The sequence below is a fragment of the Pseudomonas sp. BP6 genome (assembly GCF_017875935.1).
Taxonomy (GTDB): Bacteria; Pseudomonadota; Gammaproteobacteria; order Pseudomonadales; family Pseudomonadaceae; genus Aquipseudomonas; species Aquipseudomonas putida_Y.
This window is the reverse complement of record NZ_JAGINI010000001.1, coordinates 2,221,293-2,241,787: the sequence shown is the minus strand read 5'-3', so window position 1 is coordinate 2,241,787 and position 20,495 is coordinate 2,221,293. Positions and strand designations below refer to the sequence as shown.

Sequence of the window (20,495 nt, the reverse complement as noted above, 5' to 3'; positions counted from 1 at the left end):
GCCAAAAAGAATAGTTGCCTAGTACAGAACTGGCTCCTCATCGTAATTTACCTTGGTTGGGTTTTGAATCTGACCAATTATTGGCTCGCCAGCGGGTACATTATTCATCAATTTGATCAAACTACTATCTACTTTAGCGCTAGCACTACGCCCCTTACTGGTTTTGGTCATGGCAGCCTCATCTCCGGCGCTCAGCAAATTCTGATACGCATTATGCTCTGCTACACCCTGTTTCTTCTTCTCTCGCCGCGCTCGGGCGGTAGCACCAACTTCTTCATAGACTACTTTTTTCGCATTTAGCAAAGCTTCGCCGCCGCGTTGCGTTATTGTTCCGTCTCTAGAGCCCCTAATTTGCCGTTCCAGCCGAAATACTTCGAAGTCAGCACTCCTTTCATGATTATTCCTCACGCACGGCACAACATGCCAACTACCGTCTGGAAGCTTTACATTTAGCTCTTCGAGATTATACGGATCATATTTCACCAGAACTCTTTCTCTTACCCAATCCTTTAGACATGGCGCGTAATAGAACCTACGAAATAGTTCAATCCCCTCAGGCACCACTAACTTCCTAGGGATTTCGGGAAAAAACTTAATCCTGAACCCTCTACGATCAGCTTCCGGTACCTCATTAGGTTTCACACCCTCACAAAAATAATTACTCCAAGCATCCATCGGCGTACACCCGAGAGCGGAATGTTTAGTTTCGTGATATGCACATATCTGGTATATAAAAAAACTTCTCAGCTTCTGAAAAGTCATGGCTGCCCGAGCCTCACTTTTAAGCGCTTTACGCATCAAAACGTTCGACCCGGTAGTGCCTGGAAGAAAATGGACCTTTTTGGTCATGAATTTTCCTATCAAACTTTCTATGTGGCCGCCTTGGTGTTTTTTTCCTACATTCCGATGCTTAACTGAAATGTTATATGCGGCGCAATTCAGAACCAAAACGTCAGATATAAACTCTTTAGCATTATCTGTATGAATTGTTTCCATTAAACCATGGACCGGCCATAGGTTTTTATCCAAGCCCAACCTAATTAACATATCCTCCTTTGGCATCACGCAATTCTCGATAAGCATTGCTACGCTCACGGCGCTTGGTGGTAGTAGCGATAGGTAAAAGCCCAACACCACTCTAGTATGTAAACATATTGCAAGACTGATCCAAGGCCGCCCGATTATCTTCGTTCTATCCCGATGATCGACTACCAAAATATCCACAACAGTGTGATCGAATTGGACCCATTCCAGTGGCCTGTGTGTTTTTTTGTGTCCAGGTCTAACGCCAAACCTCTGGTTCGCGGCCTCGCCTCCGTACTTCAGTGCGAATAATTGCCTTGCATCCTTTGCCATAATTCTGCGCCGGACGCTGTAGTAGCTAGGCCTAAAAATTTTCCTTGCATCTGCTTCAGCTTGACAAGCTAGCCACACCGTCGCATAAGTCGCCGCTGGCCCTTGGTAATGCTCGTGGAACATATCTTCAATCAGCTGCTCAACCGCTCGTTCCAATGCAGCATGTCCGACCTTACGACCGCGCTTTTCCGGAACTAATTTCGTGTATTCGCACGCTCCACGACAATTCGCAGCTATTCTGTAAAACTGAGGCAAACTCAAGCCTAAAGCCTCTGCCCCATCAATTGCCGATATTTCTTTTTTCAGGAAGCGAGATGCTATGGCAAAACGCTCACTTCCAATTTTATGCCTATTTATTTCATTTTGGGTGCTAGAACCGTCAACTTCAACCAAATCCATCCCTCACTTTTATCTACATAAGAACACTCATCATTGAACTTTCCAATACAAATTTAAAGACGATCTTCATTGAGCCGAAAGCCTCTGACCTTAAATCTATTTCCATTTTTAACTTCCATTTTCACGCTCTGTCAATTTCTTTTTTTAGCGCACCCGCCTCGGGTTTTTGAGTACAGTGCAAACCAAAACGACCCCTTGCTTTTGATAGATCATAAAGCTGAACTCAGGTTTCTTCATTCACAACCATTCTGACTTGTCTGTCAAAAACTGAACGTCGCATGGCGTTATGGCACTTTCGGCGTGCGAAGAATAGTCCACAATGTGAGAACAGCCATCCAAAGCGCCATAATGAAAATGGTAATTTGAGAAGGAAAATCTATCGGTTCCGTGAGATCACAACGAAGATTTATCGAAATAATTGATTTTTAGCTAGCCAAAAAATATTTCGATGCCTTCAGTCCTTTGGGATCTTCTCCCATCGAGTCGACTCTTCATCGGCCCAGCCTTGAAGCAGCCATGCAGCTCACCTATACAAGGCTGCCAATGGTTTGTTACCTAGGCTCTGTACGAAAAAAGATGTCGCAAACACCGCATGGAGCAAGCAGTGAGACCATGGCGGCATCTCGCCATGCAGCACACGAGCAGAAAACCCACGGCACGCCATCGAGCATCAGTCGGTCGCTCAGTCGGGGCCAGCCCCGGTCATGGGTTTCGATGAAGAGATCGGAGACCACATCCCAGGCTTCGCCCGTGAGTTTGAGGCGCCTTGCCATCACAGAATTCCTTCCATTAATGGCGCGTGACTCCACAACATCTCAGCGCTGGAGAAGCGGCGATTAGGTTTTTCGGGATTTCGTACAGAGCCTAGCGCCTTGAGTTAACGCGGACTTAATTAGCAGAGAGAGGTACTGCGGGAGGACGTCCTGAGCGGTCGTAGCTTATTGGTGCATGTGCAGTAATTATGAGAAATGCCATGTAAATAATGCTTAATTATGAGAAAAACCCTAGGTAATTCTCATTATATCGCAGGGCATCTTCAGGAGGCGCGCCACATCTACCATAGGGCTTTTCTCATATTTACGCGACGGGCACAACACCCCTCGAATCAACCCGTTACGTTCCATCTCTCCAGTACTTCCTCAGCTTCACCAGCCCCACCATCCCTAATCGGCCGGTTTGAAAACCATAATCCAGCAGCTAGAGATCCCATCGGAAATTCTATCGTCTAGTTCAGCCAACGCTCTCGATCTACGGGTGAAACTGAAGCTTCACTGAAACTGAGCCGACGATTGTCCCATTTTAGTCTTCTCCTGTCATTCCGGTGCTTTGCTCGACGATCGGCGCTCCCGCGTAAGCCAGCGCTCAAGTCAGCCCAAGCCTATTCGCTATTGATCCCCGCGCCTCAAGCGGCCTTCATCTGATTCCGCATCCGTCAACATCCTTCGCCGTCTACAATTTACATCCATGCGCTGGCACTCCACGGCCGAGCTCTGGCGTCTTGTCTATTCAGCTTTGGCTATGCTGCCGATTAGATCGCCTGCAGGCAGCCGCAGCCGGTGCCCTGACCACGTTGCGTGCCTGGTGGCCTCAGCGTGTTTACGGCCACCACCACGATTAAGGCCGTCTTTTACCAGTCGCTCAACCGGCGGCTGAGGAGCTTTGCGCCATGATGAAGTCAGCGCGGACATCGATTAAGAACCCGGCGCGCAAACCACGCCCTAAGCCTGCGTCGAGCCCGGCGTGCAAATCGCCAGAGCCAGCCGACCCCACGGATTCCTTCGTGCCGTATCCGTTATTCCCGCCGATTGTGCTCCTAACCGACCACCTTGGCCTGGAGCGCCCAATCAATAATGATGTCCGCGCGCGGCTCGATACCCTAGACCCCGCACTGGAAGTATTTCAAACCTGGCGCTTCGGCATCGACTTTCTGGCCAAGCAGTGCCAACGGCCGGAGTTCACCCCTAGGCACTACAAGATGGTGTGTCCGGTGCTCGAGACGATGATGCATTGGAGCTGGTCTATTCGGCGCAAGCGGATCCAAGAATGGCAAGAAACGGATGCTAGGAAGTTCATGGACTTCGTCATGCGCCTACCGATGTTGTGGATCTCGAAGACTGGCGGGTCACGTTACCTGCTGAAGACCAAGACGGAATTCGCTGTTAAGCCAATTAATGGCAATTGGCGTCCGATAGTTAGAAAGCAGCTGGCGGACAATTCCGCGTCGACTTTCGCAGTCGGAACTGATCAGCACCGCACTATCTTCCTGCATGGTGGGAGGGATTTTTTCGACTACCTATGTGCCCTGCGGACTACAATCCCAATTAATCCGTTCGGTGCCCTAAAGCCTAGAGATTTCGAGGTTCGCCAAGGGATAACCCGGACGACTTTCACACCGGTACAACTGGCTGATCTGATGTCAATAGCCACGTCTTTGGCACAGAATGATAATCAGTGGCAGCCATGGCTCCTCGTCGCGGCCGTGGCCATCTACTCTGACGTTCCACTGCGTGCGCTAGGGTCAACATCGGCCCTTAAATTGAGATTTTCAAGCTTCAAAGCCGACGAGGCCAGCTCTCTAGAGGCAGGCTCAAGTCAGACTTCCCCAGCATGGTTTGAAAGCCCTCACTACCCTCGCCTACGCTATCCGCTGGCTTCTGAGTTCGCTGCCTATTTCCGCCGTTATGCCAAGTTCAGGCACAGCCAGAATTCGGATCTTTCCCCGCAAAGCTTGCTGCTGCCTTTGATGGATGGTAGTGCTGGTTACGCGAGCCATACAATGATCGATCTATTCAGCAGGTTCACGACCACCATTTTGACGCGACTGCAGCAAAGTCCGTTGTCTGCGAAGGCCCACTGGCGCGACTGCGGTCATCTTAAGGCTGGAGCCTCGATCACATTCCTTGAGTTGAGGGAATCGGCCAAAAAGACCGGGTGGGCCTCCAAAGCAGTGAGTATCGCTATGCCACATCATGATGAAGATGTTTGGCCGGACATTGGAATCCGAAAGCATATGCCGGCGTCCCAGTGGCTGCGTAAGCATGCAGGTGGGCCGTCGCTCTGACTGCGACCAAGCAACACCTGTGACATCACACGCAGGAACCCAGGCTGGGCACGGCCTGCGTCACGGCTGTTGTGAACCAAGCCCCGACTGAGTCGGGGTTTTGGCCCTGCGGGCTTCCATCCTCGTGCCTACGGCCAAAGGCCTGCGCGCTCCGCTCGCAACTGCCCTCCCCGGCATTGGCAGCTTCGGGCATCGCGTTTCGTTGGCGGCGACCGGATTAATAGCTCATGCGGCTATCAGCAAAATTTCCCGCGCCTCGGTCGCATGCTGGAGCAGCCCAGGATGTTTCACTTCAAGCTCAATGAGATCAGCTTGGTAGGTCAGAGATGGCGTCATCTGTGTTCCGTCCTGCAGGAAACGAGTCAGACCCGCGAATTGCTCATGAGTGTTCGTTGACGCAATACGGCGATCGTTGGACAGAGCCTTTACCCGTGAAGCGTTGAGGCTGGCGATGTCGGTGGCAAGCTCCGTCAGGCTTTGTCGGGCGTACTTGTGAGAATCCGCCTTCAACTGAACGTGGGACATCATCAAACCAAGGTTTACTAATCGGTTTTGCAGCAGTGAAACCTGGTCAAAAAATGCAACGTTGCTGGTAGCTATCCGCGAACATTTTCACTTCGATTCAACAGTACGGTATCGACCCCATCGAGCTCCTAAGCACATGGGAGCATGCCCAGCTTGAGAAGCTCTTGAACGCCATGTAATGGCCGTGCTACACAACCTCGGCTTTGTGGCAAAGGTTCTCAAAGTACCGGCTGTGCTCAGCGCAAGATTTTGCCTCAAGCGCTCCCGGCAACCGCACATTCAATGCCCTCTGCTCCTCCCGCGTACGCCCCCAAACGCCGCGCTCCGCCGGACGAGTAAGTAGCCTAAAAACGCTAGCCTGCGAGCAGTCGAGCGCAGCGCACAGTGACTGTGGAAAATCGTAATCTTCGATCATCCCAACGCACCTGGACGGCCTCAATGGAAGACCTCAGCAAACGCCTGGCATCAAAGAGTTACCAGCCTCAAGCCGAGGATCGGTATGCTTGGCTTAAGGCGGTAGAAGCGCTTGTCGGATCAGCCGAACACCACGACCGTTTGCAGAATGCCTATGACTGCCTCGTGGACTCGTCCGGGGATGCGAAGGATGCCGCGCTGTTGAAGCGAGCGACTGAGCTTGCAAGTGAGGTTGTGGCGCTAAGCCCCCCCGCTCCTGCCTGCTTGGTCTTGTATTCATGCGCCAATGCTTGGTCACACCTGCATGGCATCGAGCATCAAGACAAGCAGGCGACCATTGTTAACCACCCTGCTCTGCTCAACGAGTTGTATTTCCTACGTGCTTCCATCCAGCATGAGGGTTTCGCCGTTATCACTGCTCAGCAACGAGCCAAGATCCACTGCAATCTCGGCAATGCCCTCAGTGCTTGCGGGCGCTTTATCGAGGCATTCGCCGAGTGGCGAAAGGCACTGAGGGAGCAGCCCATACTCGGCATGGCACTTGGAAATTTAGGGATTGGACTGACACGTTATGGCGGATCACTTTACGACCTGGAGAACAGGTATTGGTTTTTTATCCATGCACGGCGGCATCTCGCATCCGCCATTGAGGGCGGTATCGGCCGGGATGGCGCGACCACCACTGACGCCATAGAAGCATTCAAGTGGTATCTGGGGAAGCTTGAACAGCATGTCGAGCTCGTTGGTGACGCTGAGCTGTACAAGCATGGTCTAGGGAAGTCCAAGGCGGAGCGTGAGTACCGTCAATGGTGCCTGAGTCACCAGCTTTTCCTGAATCCTATGAACGACCTGGGAGCCCTACCCGTCGCAAGTCGTGACACACTGAGGCTGCCCAACCATGACGCCCGGGTAGGCATCACTTACTCCGCCTTCTTCAATCAGATGAAGCAGGAGTATGCGTATGCGCGCCACTGCTTGTTCCAAGGCACGCATGCTCGCTCCGTCCACTATGCAGACAAGAAGGTCTCGCTCGCCTTCAACTGCGACTATGCCCTGTACTCGATGGGGCTGGAGCAGATCAAGACTGCGTACAGAAGCGCCTACTCATTGCTCGACAAGGTGGCCTACTTCATCAACGGCTATTGGCAGTTAGGGATTCCCGAACGAGCCGTCAGCTTTCGAACGCTCTGGTTTGAACCGCGAAAAAAAGGTGCTCCAGTGCGGGAATGGACAGTGCGGCATGAGTTCCTGTCGACCGACAACCTCCCGCTCCGCGCACTCTATTGGCTTTCCCAAGACATCTTCTCCGAGGTGCTCGAGAGCGTCGCACGACCTGATGCAAAGGCCCTGGATGAGTTGAGAAACCACCTTGAACACAAGCATGCCAAGGTCGTTGAGGCATTCCATTGGCGCGGCCCGGCATCGGAGTTCGACGCTGATCAATTAGCAGTCGTGATCGACCGAGAGGAACTCGCCGCCAAGTCTCTGCTGATCATGGGATTGGCCCGAGCTACGTTGGTTTATCTCTGCCTGGCCATGCACCATCAGGAATCACAATCCGGTTCGCAGGATGAGAACGATGACGAATACGAACGAATTGTGGTGGAGCTCCCTGTGTCCGAGTACCCGGATGATTTAAAGCTCTGATGGGGTAGCCACTGACCTTCTGCTCAAGGCCAGCGCGCCAAGTCCAGCTCTTTGATTCGAATACACATCGCCGAGTCCGAGACCCCAAACTGCTGGGCCAGCGACACCAGGTTGCGATTATTGAACCGGGTGCACCTCGCCAGGGCGAGCTCGCGCTCCCCTGAGTCCTTGGAGGCATACAGCAGGCGATCAGGGTTGATGGGGTCGAGGTGGAAGGCAATCGCATCGCTGAAACGCAATTGACCCTTACAGCAGAACATAAACTCGAACCGTTCTCTCAACAGCTTTTGGGGCATGAGGAAACAGGCCGCGAAGCGATCGGCCTCACGTTCCACAGGTGGCCGAGGTGTCTGCAAAGGACTGCCGTCAAAGGCCCGGTCACGGTGCATTACGGTCTCTTCGTGAAGCACGAGGTGGCCGATCTCATGAGCTCCAGTAAAGAGCTCCACTTTGTCACCAAACTCAATGGCCACCGCGATCTTGTTTGATTGACGATCAATCAACCCCGCGATGCGAGTGCCGGTGTTGTGCCGGTTGAACTGGGTGTCCCCAAGCGTGGGATGCACATGGTAATCGTAGCCACAGACCAAGGCAGCGATTCGAGGGCTGCGCATCATCATCGGCGGCATCTCTTGATCAGGCCAGAGGTACCGGCGATCACGGTATATCTGCATGAGCAGGTCTGTCGCTGCTTTCTCAATATGGGCTTCGTTCATGGCAAAACACCAGATATAGGCTCCCAAACACAATCTAGCCCAATATGTAGTGCTTTCAATATATTAAAAACCCAACATGTAGGTTTTGTCGATGAGCGGTAGATCGGCTCAAGGCGACCCTTTGGCAAGCGTTCCATTAACTGAACTCAAGACGTGACACGCCTTGGATGGCGCTTGGCCACCGGTGGTTGGTACTATTGCCGGCTGAACATATTTAGCCTGTATATTCATACAGTATCGTGGATATTCCCGGCCAGGATGGCGACGTTAGCTACTCACTGGCCGATCTTGCTTTCCCAAGATTGGAGTAGCTGTGAACGCCAAGCTCGATTTTGACGCAACAAAGCTCTACGAAGCCCTCAAGTACCAGATCCATGTCGCAATGGAGTACTGCCACACCCTTGAGAAGGACGATGTCCTTTGGATCGAGGTCTTCGGTGATGTCACCGTCGAAGGGCGTGACCAGATTGAGGTCAAGGAGTACAGCGACAGCCTCACCGACAGCCATGAAAACTTCTGGAACACCCTCAATAATTGGCTTAAGGCTGATTTCAACCACCGCCAGTACGCAAACCTGATTCTCTTGACTACTCAGGCCTATGGTGAGCGGGCGGCTATCAAGGATTGGGATCAGTGGAACGCTGATCAGCGCTTGGCTGCGCTTCAGGCCATTTTGAAGGATAGCGAGGCTCGCTTCGAGGCCGCTGCACTCAAAAAAGAAGCGGCCGCTGATCAAAGCGATGAAAGCGGGGCTAAGGTTTCCGGGCCCTCGAAAGCGTTGACCTTGCAGCGCAAGGTAATGGCGCAAGCCATGCGCGAATCCCTGATCGATGCGCTGCCGAAGGTCAAGATCATCACCGAGCAGCCTGACCTGGTCGGCTTGATCGCCAGGTACAAAAGAGCGCACCTCAAAAGTATCCATGAGCATCGCATGGACGACTTTCTGAATGACCTTTTTGGTTTCATGACCAGTGCGGTGAAGGTTACGGAGGGCTGGCGTTTCACCACGGCAGAGTTCGACAGGAAATTCACGGAGCTGACGGCGCGCTACATGAAAGGCTCGGTGAAGTTTCCTCGGGTCAACGCCGACGAAATCGAGCGTGATGCTGGGGCACTGAACGTGCGTGATCGTACCTATGCCAAAAAGCTGGATGAAATCGGCGGCGATGAGGACGTAATCCTTGAGGCTACCGTAGACTTGCTTCACGCCCACAAATACATCGTCGAGCTGATCAAGGACTGCACCACGTCACAAGATGACGTGGAAAGCTACAGCAAAAGCCATATGCGTACCCATAGCGCTAGCAGGTCAGCGCTCATGGCTGATATTGACGAAACCTGGTCGGAGGAAAAGACCAAGCGAGCATCCCTCAAATTTTACCATTCACGTTGCGGCATGGATGTCGTTGGCTTGGGTAGCTACGAAGATACGCCAGCAGAATTCCGTAATGGCATCTACCACATGCTCGCGGAAGAGGTTCCTGCAAGCCCGACGAAGGAATTTCACTGGAGGCTGTGGAAATGATTGGGGAAGAGGTCGAAAAAGTGCCTGAGAGAGTGGTCAAGAAGCCCATCGAACACCTGTTCACCCTTCAGCGCTCCCCCATCGCCCTGGCGCCGGTGATCCACAATTTCTTTGCCAATTCGTTGCCTCGAGAGCGTGACCTGCTGTTGAGCTACCTGGTACTGCCCATGGTGCTTTACCCGGCCATGCAGACAGCCCTGCTGGGCGTAAGGAAGACCAGTAACCTGCGTACACTCTGCAAGGATCAGTCGAGACTGGTTGGGCTCACCCACAACACCCAGCAATTCAAACCGCTCACCAATGCGGCCCTGCTGATCCTTCAGGCCGAACAATGCATCGAACTCACCGACGACTTGACTGTGAAGTCCATCAAGGATGTCAGGGCCTCGAATGCCAATCCCAAACACCTCGAAGCCGCACGGCGGCTTTCCATGGTCTGCGCAGAGGCAGACGTCGTCACCATCTACAGGACGTTAGGATTCAAGTCGCTATGAAATGCTTTCTGCGGTACATCGGCGTAGTTGACACCCAAGACAAGATTCACCAGGTGCGTTTGGAGCCTGGACTCAACGTCATCACTGGGAAATCGTCCACGGGGAAAAGCGCGATTCTGGAGATCTTCGACTATTGCCTTGGCAGCACCGAAGACACCATTCCGGTTGGTACGATCACCGAGCGGGCTGAGACGTTCTTCATCGCGTTGCAGTTCCCCAGCTATTTTGTCGTAGCGGCACGGAAGAAGAAATCCGATCGATGCTTCCTGCTTGAAGTGCAGGGATCTGATCCGGAGCGGCTGCTTAAGCTCATTGAGCAACCCAAGGCCTTCTTCGACCCCAAGCACTACATGCCCCTGGCCGACTTCAAAAAAAGCCTCGGTCGTTACTTTGCCATCACGCTTGAAAACGTCGATGAAGACCCGTACCTGAAAGCAGCAGGTCGCAACAAATCCGCGACCCCGTCAGTTCGCAGCTTCTCCTCCTTCATGCTTCAGCATCAGAACCTGGTAGCCAACAAACACGCCATTTTCTACCGTTTCGATCAGAAGGAGAAACGTGACCAGGCGATTAACCATTTCAAAGTCCTGATGGGGCTCGTCGATGAGGCCTATTTTGATCTGTATCGGGATCATGAGGTCGCCAAGTACGAGCTGAAGAAAATCCAGGCTCAAATTCCGAAGCAGGAGCAGCGAAAAGAAGCTGCTATCGCTCGATACAACCGTTTTTTGACTGAGTTCAAGTCGCTGGCGGGCATCCCTCTGATTGATGCCACGGCTGAAGAGATCTACAGCAAACCCGCCACCATGCTGAAGATGATTTCTGGCCGGGCTGTCAAAATCGATGTGCTCTCAGACCAGGTCGAAACACGCCGGACTGAGCTCCATGCGCAACGAATCGTTCAGCTCATCGATAAGCGGCAGCTGCAGGGGCAGATGAGGCTGGTCAACGAGTCCCTGTCCTCTGCGACACAGTTCAGCCTGAGCATGACGGCTGAATCGTTGCCTGACTCCATCGAGCTGTCCGAAGCCCACTGCCCCCTTTGTGAGGCCCCCACAAGCACCCCTGCCATGGAGGCCAACAAGCTTGTAAGCGCTATCGATTGGTTGAATGACGAGCTCAAGCTGTCTGCCTATGCCAGGGAAAGTTTTGCAGCCGAGCGCCGAACCATCCAGGAGTCGCTCGACAAGGTGAACGCTGAGTTGCGCCGTATCCAGGCCGACATCCAGCCTCTTGATGAAGAAATTGCCAAGCTCAAGACGTCCAAGTCGATCGATGAACAGGCCATGAAGGCTAAGCTGCGTCTTGAAATCGCCATTCAAGAGCAGGTGGACAAGCCGGAGTCAGAGCTCCTCGCCCTGGAAAAAACTTTGCGCGCTGAAGTCGAACGTCTGGCGGGCGAGTTGGCGAAATACAATATCAAGGACAGGCTGAAAACCCTGAGCAATGATATTGATGCCAAGATGTGCGAGATTGGCAGCGAATTCGACTTCGAGGAAACCTACAAGCCATCGAAGCTCCGTTTTGACGTCGAATCATTCGACCTCTGGTACCAGCAGAACCCCAGCACCAGGGTGTATCTTCGCTCCATGGGCAGTGGTGCAAACTGGCTCTACTCGCACCTGGCGTTGTTCATGTCGCTCCACTACCAATTCGCAGCGCTTTCGGACAAAGGATGCAAGATTCCTCCGATCCTGTTCCTTGACCAGCCTACTCAAGTCTATTTCCCCGCGTCTCTGGACGACGCAGAAACCTTTGACGCCAAGGAGCTGGCAAAACAGGCCAAGCGTGAAGAGGCAGTTGATGCGGACATGGCTGCGGTGACCAACATGTTCACCCAACTGGCTAAATTCTGTGATGAAACTGGCGAGCAAACCGGGGTCACCCCACAGATCATCGTCTCCGATCACGCAGACCGCCTGTCTCTCGGTGACGATTACAAATTCTCGGACTATGTCCGTGCTACGTGGAGAACGCGCGGCTTCATCGCTGATGCGTAATTTTGAGGTCGGTAGCTTGTAAGCTACCGACCGTCCGCTCTGTAAGGCTTGGGCTCCTTTGAGATGCAAGTGCTTGGCTTGCTCAAGGCTCAGCGTCGAACTGCTGCTGGAGAGCTCCAAAATCCATTACGGCAGCCCCCCTGTTAGCTGCCAGGTGGTGAACGTGCAGCCAATTACCTTTGTGAAAGATCGCCCGAAAATCACAATTTTGAGGCGCGTTGATAGTCGAGGGCAGCTTCGAGCGACCAATGACAAGGACAATAAAGCTGGTAAGAATGATCGCCTGGACTCGAGCATCACCCAGCACCCGCTCACACAAGAATTGGATGTCCTTGATGGTTTGACTCTCGTCGTAAGCCAAAACGTAGACAGGCAACTGTTGCGCTTGCGCCCTTTGCTCGGCCTCGCCTAGTGAAAGCGCGAAGTGATCGCGCAGAGAGAAGTAACCACTGAAGTCCACTGAAAATTCAGATGAGTCGTTCGCTAGAACTCTTCTGATGTCCGGCAGAACCGACCGGTTGATGAATTCTGCTTTCGCTTCTTCGGCCAAGGGGCTATTAGTAGGCGCGCGGAATACTTCGCCCTTCACCGTATGCCAGACGAATTCACTGCCTACAATTTCTACCCAAACATGAGTACACGCAGCATAGTTCCCGTACAGATCCCAGCGGACGCTGATGTGGCCAGGGCTTACACCGCCACTTAAATCGACCTGCTGGGCTAGCAGGTTCCCAGATGTCGTCTGTTTCACGGTTCCGTAACAGTCCATCGCCCAACCCAGTGCCATACGCAACTGTGCGGATACAACGCCGCGACTTTGAAAAATAGGGTTGTAAAGGGTTTCCTGTAAGCCAGGTAGGTCATCGACGGGGCCTGGGTTTGCAATGCGTTGCCGAATTTTCAGCAGCGCCCGTTTCACCTCCTCGACTGACTGGAACCGCGCTGCTGTTTCGAATTGAAAAGCTCTGTCAAAGAAGGAAAGAACGCCACTCTTTTCAGCGTCGCTCATCCTTGATCTGATCCTATCCCTCTGGTGAGGAAGGTTGCCGTCCCCGTCTCTGGGAAGTACTGGATTGATCCCTGTGATCAGGTAAAGAAAAATGCCCGAAACCATCGTTAGATCTGCGGTCGGACAGCGTTTTTTTCGACTGCCAGGGGAAAATTCCGGGAGCCACAGGAAGCGATTACCCAACTGAGAACCATCGCTCGTCAAAGCTTTGCTAAGTATGTTCAGTCGGTGGAACGATATGCCAAAATCCACTAATACGGGGTGAGCCACGTCACCTCCACGCATGATGATGTTTTCGGGCTTGATGTCTCGATGCAGGATACCCGCCTCATGGGCTTGAGCCACCGTGCCGAGAAGGTGCAGGGTAATATCAACTGCTTCGGTGAGGCTTACTTTCTTAGTCTTGTCCCGCCATCGCCTTAGTGTCGGCCCCTCGACAAACTCAGTTGCGATGTACAGCTGGACAGATTTATCTCCATGCTGATGGGCATTCGACTCTATAAGCTGTGGGACGTCCAAGCCTACCAGGCTCTCGTATGCGCAAGCTTCTATGTAACCTCTGGCGCGTCGTTCACTATCGTCGCTGTCCATCTCTTTGATAAACGCAACCTTACCGTCCGAGCGCCGAGTGGCTCGGTATCCAGTGCCTTGCCCACCCTTCCCAACCGGCTTCCCTTGGATATCCCAACGCTCATCGAACGAACTTGCGTCGACCCACACATTTGGACGTTGTTCAGCCATGATTCCCTTCAGTTTCGTTGACGTATGGGCCACATTGTACCTGACACTTCATTTTGAGGGCTTACTAGGTCTCACCCTCAAGGTTCACACAGCTAGTCCATTTCAGCGATGCGTCTGCAGCAAAAGGTCTATGCGCCAGTAGGGTGTTGGCGGGGTAAGTCCATGAGAGGTGTCTCCGAAGCATCAATCTCTCGATTGGCGTTGGCAGATTCGATTTCTTCCAGTACCTCATCCATCGTGCCGACATTGTCTTCATCGATGGTGTGAAGAATCATGCTGCCGGCCACGTACTCGATACTCAATGGATCGCTCGCCTTTGGGCCGCTTACCCGGTATCCGGTTGCAAAGCGCACCGTGGATGAGGTTGGCTTGACGGCGGCATGCGAGAACAACACAAGGTTCCGTCCCTCCGCGCGTTGAGCAGAGCGAAAGATGACGCCGTCAAAGCGTGGCGTGCACTTGAGGGCCAAGTATTCGGCAACAGCCTGGGTGATCAGGTAGTTTCGTTTTTCTTCCTCATCGACTGGAATTCTGATTCCCTCGTGAATCTTGCGAAGAAAGCCTTGGCGATCAACGTGCTTGAAGTACTCTGGGTCGAAGAAGCTTGGAACCGGCCCTAGATTAGCGCCTTCGAAGCGTTCGAAGTCGAGTACTCGAACAGCGCGGGTGAGCTGGAATCGCCCACTGATGAAGCTGTCCTGTGGATGCGGGCGCAGTTCTGCGATGCATGTCTGACGATCGAATGCACCGTAGAACGCCGGGATTCCAGCAGGGTTCATTCTGCCCTCGCCCGATACCTCTTTAGGTGGTGAACCTAATTCAGTGTTGGGGTTGTCACGAATCTTCTCGACTTTTTCAGCACTACTGCGTCGCGCGCGGTAGATTGCGGGGCAATCATCCGGCGTTAGGATTTGCACGACCTGGTCAGCCTCGGCTGACTCTGCGTACTGGTCTAGGTCGTCGAACAGCCAGCTGAGAAGCTGCCTGGCATCGTCGTTGAAGAATCGACTGCTGTGGCGCATGGCCTCCTGAATGTCGCACCACCGATCAAGCGCACTGCGAACCCCAGCAGGACGGATGCTGTAGCGGATGGTGGTGGAAAAAACGGGCATTGCTCCGCCCTCCTCACTCAGTCCACCACAAACTGCCTGAACGATAGGTGCCCCAGGGGGACAAGCGAAGACTTCGGCGACCCAATATTTCAATGGCTCGCCGGGTGATTCCAGTCTTGAACCGTCGGAGCCCCAATAGCGATGATTCCGCGCCTCCCAGATGTATGGATCGAGAACGGCACGCGCTCGCGCAGTGATCTCGACGAGTGCGACGCTTTGGGCCATATCACCACAGAGGCTACAGTGGTGGAGAGCCCCGTTTTCAGTGACCCATCTACTGAGAAAAGTGTCGTGTACGCACTTAAAGCACACCGCGCTCGATAACGTCATTGAAATCAGATCCACTCAATCAGTTGTTTTGAATCGTCGATGATAGGGCGCTCGTTGCCCGTGGGATTGAACAGGTTTCCGATCTTTGAAGGCGCGCTCAAGTCCTTCACGGCAGTTGGAAGCCCAAATCGACCAGGGTTGGACGCTCTCGAGGTTTCAGTGTTTTGACTGCCCAAATGAGCATGTGCCGAGGTCTTGAGCTCGCGACGTAGGCAAAACGGGCGGCCTCAGACTCACGGTTCTGTAGCCAGTCGGCCCAGTGTGATTCACCTTTGCCGCGTTTACGAGAGGACACAACCACAGTGACATCGTGAGTCTCACCTTTGACTTGGTGAATCGTCTCGAAACGCAATGTCTCCGATTCGCCATCCTGGATATCCTGACTCAAGAGACGGATCGACACTGGCTTATCACCTTGACCACGCTTGGTGACGAGGTTGAGTCCTCTCAATTCCTGCAATTCATTAAGAATTTCATCGGGCACGAACGCCTGGTCAGGGAGTTGTCGCAGTGCGAGTTTTGCGCAGCGTACCCACGCTGACCAATTTTGATCGGAGTTGCCGGCGCCGCTGGCAACCATGAACCTCAGGCTTTGGTGGATGAATTTACGCCAGGCCAGTTTCGACTCCATTGAGGTTGGGCAATAGGGCCCCGTCTTGGTGACCTCCAGCTTTAGCTTCTCTGCCAGCCACTGGGCGAATGTCCTGAGACTCACTTTGAGATCGCTCAGACTTCCTGAGCTGGCGCCAATGCAGGCGACTGCAAGCAGCTCAATGCCTTCAAAGGTCTTCCCGTTGCGCAGGCGCTGAAGGGTTGCATGCCCTCGGGCAACCAGTACCACCTCATTGTATGCAGCTGTCAGGTTTCGGATCGTAGGCAGCAGCTCGGATGGACAACTTTCGTACTCGAGAATTTTGGGCTGGATGGATGCGATTTCAGGATTCCCCGAAACCTTCCCGGTACCGACGATGTTACTGCAGAGGTCGACTATGGCCTGGCCGCTGCGCCAATTGGTGGTCAGTTCGTACTGCTTGAACTGCAGTACGCCCATGAGCTTGTTGACGTTGGCCGGGTTCGATTTGCGGAACCCATAAATCGATTGGTTCAGGTCACCGACGAAGTGAAACTTGATCCCAAAGCCGCTGAGTTTGCTCACTATTTGCAGTTGTTCAGCGGAGAGATCCTGGCACTCATCCACGATCACAACGGGAAACCGACGGGCAACTCGGGAGAAGTAGTGGTCAAACTGGTGGTCTTTGAAGGCCATAAGCGCCAGCATATCGATGTCACCATGGGTAGCGTAGCCACCGAGCCAGAACCGCCTCTTCGTGGCTACGAGATCCCGATGCATATTGTCAGTAACCCCCACGGCGTTGAGCTGATGATCGAGCGCTCGATCGCCGGTCGAAAACTTGAAGCGCCCCGCCTCCAAGTCATAGTTGTACCGACAGGCTGAGATGCGGCGACCACAAATCCGTTGCTGGGTCTGGAAGATATTCGCTTCCTTCTCAAGGATACGGATACGGAAATCGCCACCCTTGCCTGGATAGCCCGTCAGCTCGCTGGCGATGCTGGCCACCAACCTATTGAGAACAAAGCTGTCGAAGGTAGAGATACTGTGGGGTAAGCCGATAGGCCCGCCCAAGTACTTGTGCACCCTACTCCGGAGCTCGTCGGTCGCACTGTTAGAAAACGTGAGAACAGCGATGCCGGAGGGGGAGCCAGACCACGTTTGAATGGTTTGCGACACCAGGGCGGCCACCACCTCGGTCTTGCCACTACCTGGGCATGCTTTCAGGTAGCTGTGCTGATCAAGCGGCGCCGCGATGTATTCCAACTGCTCCTTGGTGAAGTTCATCGCCCGGTATCCTTCGGCCTCGAGCCTTCAGGCCTGACCCGGGTCATTCGGCTTGTTCCTCGATCCCACAAGCCCAGAGGACGGCTAAGCGGATGTATTCCGGCACGATAAAGTCATCCCTCACGTTCGCCAGCGCGTCTGCAAACGCCTGCGCATAGAACCCCTTGCCAATTTCTTTGGTTTCGATTCGATCAAGCATGTCATTCGCGTACGGCGCCCTCTCCGCTGAGCTCATGGTCGAGTAGTCCAGTCCAGCCCGCCTTGTCAGCTCCCTCACCACTCCCCCACCTTGCACAGGCCAGAGACTGGCCGCAGCTGTCGACATCAATCTGAGGTTGTTACCCTCCATCGCGATGTCGTACTCAAAGGTCTTGTACTTACCCGCAAACAATCTGCCGAACTGCGATTGACTGATCGGCGCTATCAACGCCAAGGCCGGATTGTCCCCTACCTGGAGGTCTTCATCATGAGGAAGGAACGGAACAGGAGCTTCTTTACCGTCCTCCCCCGCAACCGACCGGATAGATTTCGGAGGGTCATTGTCGGTAAGCCCTGCACACCTGATCGGGACATTCTCGCCCGGCTGGTCACCTGTGACATCGCAAAACAGCTGCATGAAATGATTGAAGTAGATGCCGCCGAGGTTGATCACGGAGACGCCGTAATCGTCCAGGCAGTTCTTCCCCTCGCCGTAGGAGCGCAGGACAATACGCGCCAGCTCTGGCAGCACCATGGCCTCAGCGATTCCTTCCACGAGCAGTGCCCCTTTGGAGAAAAGGAGGTTGGATTTTGTGACGTCCAACCAGCGATCCACAAAGCGGCGACTGTTTTCAGGAAGGCCGCACGCGCTGAGCGGTATTGCTACTGGCCTTGCGTCATTTGAAATGTGGATGAGGTGATCCAGGGAGACGGCGGCAGAGATGACCGTTGAGTGCGTGGTGATGATGACCTGGATGCCACGTTCTTCAGCCACCGTCTTCAAATGTCGAAGCAGGCGCAATTGCAGCTGAGGATGAAGATGCGCCTCTGGCTCCTCGATCAACAGGAGCCGCAGATAGGTCTCTTCGCCTCGATCCTCCTCTTCCTCTAGGATCAGTTCAGCCAGGATCGATGCGATGTACAGGAGGTTGTTGTAGCCAAGGCTGTTCTCCTCCAGCGATCGGAACTGGGTCGTGTCAGCCTCGCTGAGATTAGGGAAGTACAGAAGCCGCAATCCCTCCACGATCCGGGAGAAGCTGACCTCGGAGAACTGAATCATGGTGCCCTGAGAGAGATTGAGCCCCAGCGCTGCCTTCAGGTTGTCTCCGATTCGCTGATTGGCTTGTTTGATCGCAAATTCGTCGCTCTGAGAAAGCTCGCGGTTGAAGTTCCCGACATGCTCTTCCAGTGGGTGGAGTGTCTGTGCCTTCCTGGCCTCAGCGAGCTCTTTGCGGCAGAGGGCCTTCATTAGTCGGGCAAGGCGGGATTGGCGTCCTTCGCGAAGTTTGTTCTCGGCGTCACGCAGCGGAGGCAGGTAGATGCAATGGATGTAGTCCAGCGTCTCGGACTCAAACGGTTTGGCATGCTCGTGACCCGCGTAGGTGTGGTGCCTGAAGCGCCCGCGAGACTCTTGATTGCGGGCCTCAAAAGTCAGCTTGGCCTCGTCGTGATTTCCACACCAGGATTCGAACGCAATGGCGTCCTGATCATCCAGACCTGAAAACGTCGCCTGAATCTGGATGCTTTCAGCAGCGACCGCGCCCGGCTCAAAACCCCGGTAAAAATCGCGCTCACTAATGATTCGCTTGCCTGACTCCGAGTCGTTGAAGAGCTGGCGCACTGCACTGACCACGCCAGTCTTGCCGGCCCCATTCTCTCCCACGAGCACGTTCAGCCCGTCTCGAAATTCGATGGTGAACGGCTCACCAAAGCATTTGAATCCAGTGACATCCAATTGCCGTAGATACATGCGAATCCCTTCTAGTGGCAGGTTACCAACGAAAATGACGTGACGGCCGGGCGTATCTGGCCTGCAGGTTCACGCAAACTGATCGTGTGATAGTGGCATTACGGCATAGCCCGAGCAATCTCAGCACCCAGGCTTGGCTTGCGAGGATGGTGGGTACCGACCATGAGCGCGACCCAACGCGGCGAGAAGGCCTACGGCGTGGACACAAGTGCTCGGGCCGGAGCATCGCTCACGGCCCTACTTACTGCAGGCACTACTCACGAAGCTTTCTATCAATCCAAACCTTCAAATCATTGTTGTCGACCTTGCCCAGCCAATAGCGGTCACGTGCGACACGCTTCAAGGCATCGCGTGTGAGAAAGCTTGTGGTAACGATAATGCCTTTATTGGCTTTCTCTTCGTTTCGGACATCAGCCAGCTCTCTGATCGTGGAAAGTCCGACTTTCCTAGTTATGTTATTTTTTTTGGCCTGCCACAAAGCTTTGAACATGCCCGTTTCTCCCAGATCCTTCGTCGCGACGACATCCATGCCTCCATCCTTGGTTCCGCGCATGAGCTCTATTTCATAACCATCAGACGCCAAAAGCTCAGATATAAGAATCTCAAATTCGCGCCAATCTAGTTGATCAAGGGTTTGGATTCTTTTTTGCAATTTGGACAGAATGGTCAGGCTCGGAGAATACTCCGCAAGGAGAATTTGTGTGCTTGGAAGAATTAGTGTTTCAGGCTCAAAAATGAATTCCCTGCCGAAACTGTGCGAAGGGCCCAGGTGTTTCCAGCTACTGGGGTAGGTGCCCGGCGTATCCGATATGAGTAATATTTGATTCGTAGCGTTCAGACCTAAGATCTCTTCGCTTATTTCGAAAATGCAGGACTCGTTAAATCCGTGTCTTTCGACGATCAACAGAAGCTCGCCGGATGAAGCTTGTTTGAGGAGTGAATCATGGGTTTCGCGCTGCTCCAATGATTTGAATGTTAGAGCTACGCTATTGCTGGACTCGCTGAACAAAGTTGGTGACTGTTGATCAACGATAATAGGAGAATTGGGAAAATGACTTTTGGCCCATAGGTCGGCAGTGAATCTATAGCCTGAAAGGAAGGCTATATTTTTTGTATTTCCGCTCTTCATTTTTTCGGCAGCCGCGTGCAGGCATGCTACCGTTTTTCCTTGGCCGGGGCCTGCAATTAGGGTGTTGCGGGGACTGGTAGAAGAGGAGAATTCGGCAACAAAATTGCACTGCCACTCGTTTAATAAGTCCCGGTCTATCACGTAGTCACTCCTTTGAAAGTGCTTCTGTCGATAGGGAATGCCATTCTCTCGAGCGCGGCGCTTCCCCGATCTTTACAAATATTTGGGCTG

General features: G+C 53.4%; 13 protein-coding genes. 5 read left to right on the top strand and 8 right to left on the bottom strand.

The annotated features are described in order from the left end of the window. Window positions 1-18: 18 nt before the first annotated feature. On the bottom strand, window positions 19-1,755 hold the full coding sequence (locus J3A98_RS10215; protein ID WP_209965813.1) for a Mu transposase C-terminal domain-containing protein: 1,737 nt from the start codon (window positions 1,753-1,755) through the stop codon (window positions 19-21). Window positions 1,756-3,421: 1,666 nt separating this feature from the next. Between J3A98_RS10215 and J3A98_RS10210 the strand changes: the two genes are divergently transcribed. After that, on the top strand, window positions 3,422-4,816 hold the full coding sequence (locus tag J3A98_RS10210) for a hypothetical protein (protein WP_209965811.1): 1,395 nt from the start codon (window positions 3,422-3,424) through the stop codon (window positions 4,814-4,816). 225 nt (window positions 4,817-5,041) lie between these two features. Here the strand turns inward: J3A98_RS10210 and J3A98_RS10205 are convergent, their stop codons facing one another. After that, entirely contained in the window at window positions 5,042-5,341 is a 300-nt protein-coding gene (locus tag J3A98_RS10205) for a hypothetical protein (protein WP_209965809.1), read from the bottom strand. A 438-nt stretch (window positions 5,342-5,779) separates the two neighbouring features. On the opposite strand from J3A98_RS10205, the gene J3A98_RS10200 reads away from it, so the two are divergent. After that, window positions 5,780-7,402: an LA2681 family HEPN domain-containing protein gene (locus tag J3A98_RS10200; protein ID WP_245355156.1), complete on the top strand. Its 1,623-nt coding sequence runs from the start codon at window positions 5,780-5,782 to the stop codon at window positions 7,400-7,402. A 23-nt stretch (window positions 7,403-7,425) separates the two neighbouring features. Here J3A98_RS10200 and J3A98_RS10195 read toward each other — a convergent pair whose 3' ends face one another. Then, window positions 7,426-8,118: an ImmA/IrrE family metallo-endopeptidase gene (locus J3A98_RS10195; protein WP_209965806.1), complete on the bottom strand. Its 693-nt coding sequence runs from the start codon at window positions 8,116-8,118 to the stop codon at window positions 7,426-7,428. 313 nt (window positions 8,119-8,431) lie between these two features. Between J3A98_RS10195 and J3A98_RS10190 the strand changes: the two genes are divergently transcribed. From J3A98_RS10190 to J3A98_RS10180, 3 genes are read left to right on the top strand one after another with little or no spacing between them, the layout of a single operon-like run. After that, complete coding sequence (locus tag J3A98_RS10190) at window positions 8,432-9,643, top strand: hypothetical protein (protein WP_209965804.1); 1,212 nt, start codon at window positions 8,432-8,434, stop codon at window positions 9,641-9,643. Further along, on the top strand, window positions 9,640-10,137 hold the full coding sequence (locus tag J3A98_RS10185; protein ID WP_245355158.1) for a three component ABC system middle component: 498 nt from the start codon (window positions 9,640-9,642) through the stop codon (window positions 10,135-10,137). The genes J3A98_RS10190 and J3A98_RS10185 overlap by 4 nt, the downstream gene beginning before the upstream one ends. Next, entirely contained in the window at window positions 10,134-12,137 is a 2,004-nt protein-coding gene (locus J3A98_RS10180) for a DUF3732 domain-containing protein (protein WP_209965802.1), read from the top strand. Before J3A98_RS10185 ends, J3A98_RS10180 begins: the two co-directional genes overlap by 4 nt. Before the next feature lie 82 nt (window positions 12,138-12,219). Here the strand turns inward: J3A98_RS10180 and J3A98_RS10175 are convergent, their stop codons facing one another. From J3A98_RS10175 to J3A98_RS10155, 5 genes are all read right to left on the bottom strand, one after another. Continuing rightward, a complete protein-coding gene (locus J3A98_RS10175; RefSeq protein ID WP_209965800.1) occupies window positions 12,220-13,887 on the bottom strand; it encodes a hypothetical protein in 1,668 nt (555 codons plus the stop codon). A gap of 128 nt (window positions 13,888-14,015) precedes the next feature. Beyond that, window positions 14,016-14,999, bottom strand: a complete 984-nt coding sequence (locus J3A98_RS10170; RefSeq protein ID WP_245355160.1) for an RES family NAD+ phosphorylase — start codon at window positions 14,997-14,999, stop codon at window positions 14,016-14,018. Between the two features lie 436 nt (window positions 15,000-15,435). Continuing rightward, window positions 15,436-17,187 carry an ATP-dependent helicase gene (locus J3A98_RS10165; RefSeq protein ID WP_209965797.1) on the bottom strand — a complete coding sequence of 584 codons (1,752 nt, stop codon included), beginning with the start codon at window positions 17,185-17,187 and terminating at the stop codon, window positions 15,436-15,438. A 43-nt stretch (window positions 17,188-17,230) separates the two neighbouring features. Beyond that, the gene (locus J3A98_RS10160) at window positions 17,231-19,135 is read right to left on the bottom strand and encodes an AAA family ATPase (RefSeq protein ID WP_209965796.1); all 1,905 of its coding nucleotides are present in this window, start codon (window positions 19,133-19,135) and stop codon (window positions 17,231-17,233) included. Between the two features lie 253 nt (window positions 19,136-19,388). Next, a complete protein-coding gene (locus tag J3A98_RS10155) occupies window positions 19,389-20,405 on the bottom strand; it encodes a restriction endonuclease (RefSeq protein WP_209965794.1) in 1,017 nt (338 codons plus the stop codon). Window positions 20,406-20,495 lie beyond the last annotated feature (90 nt).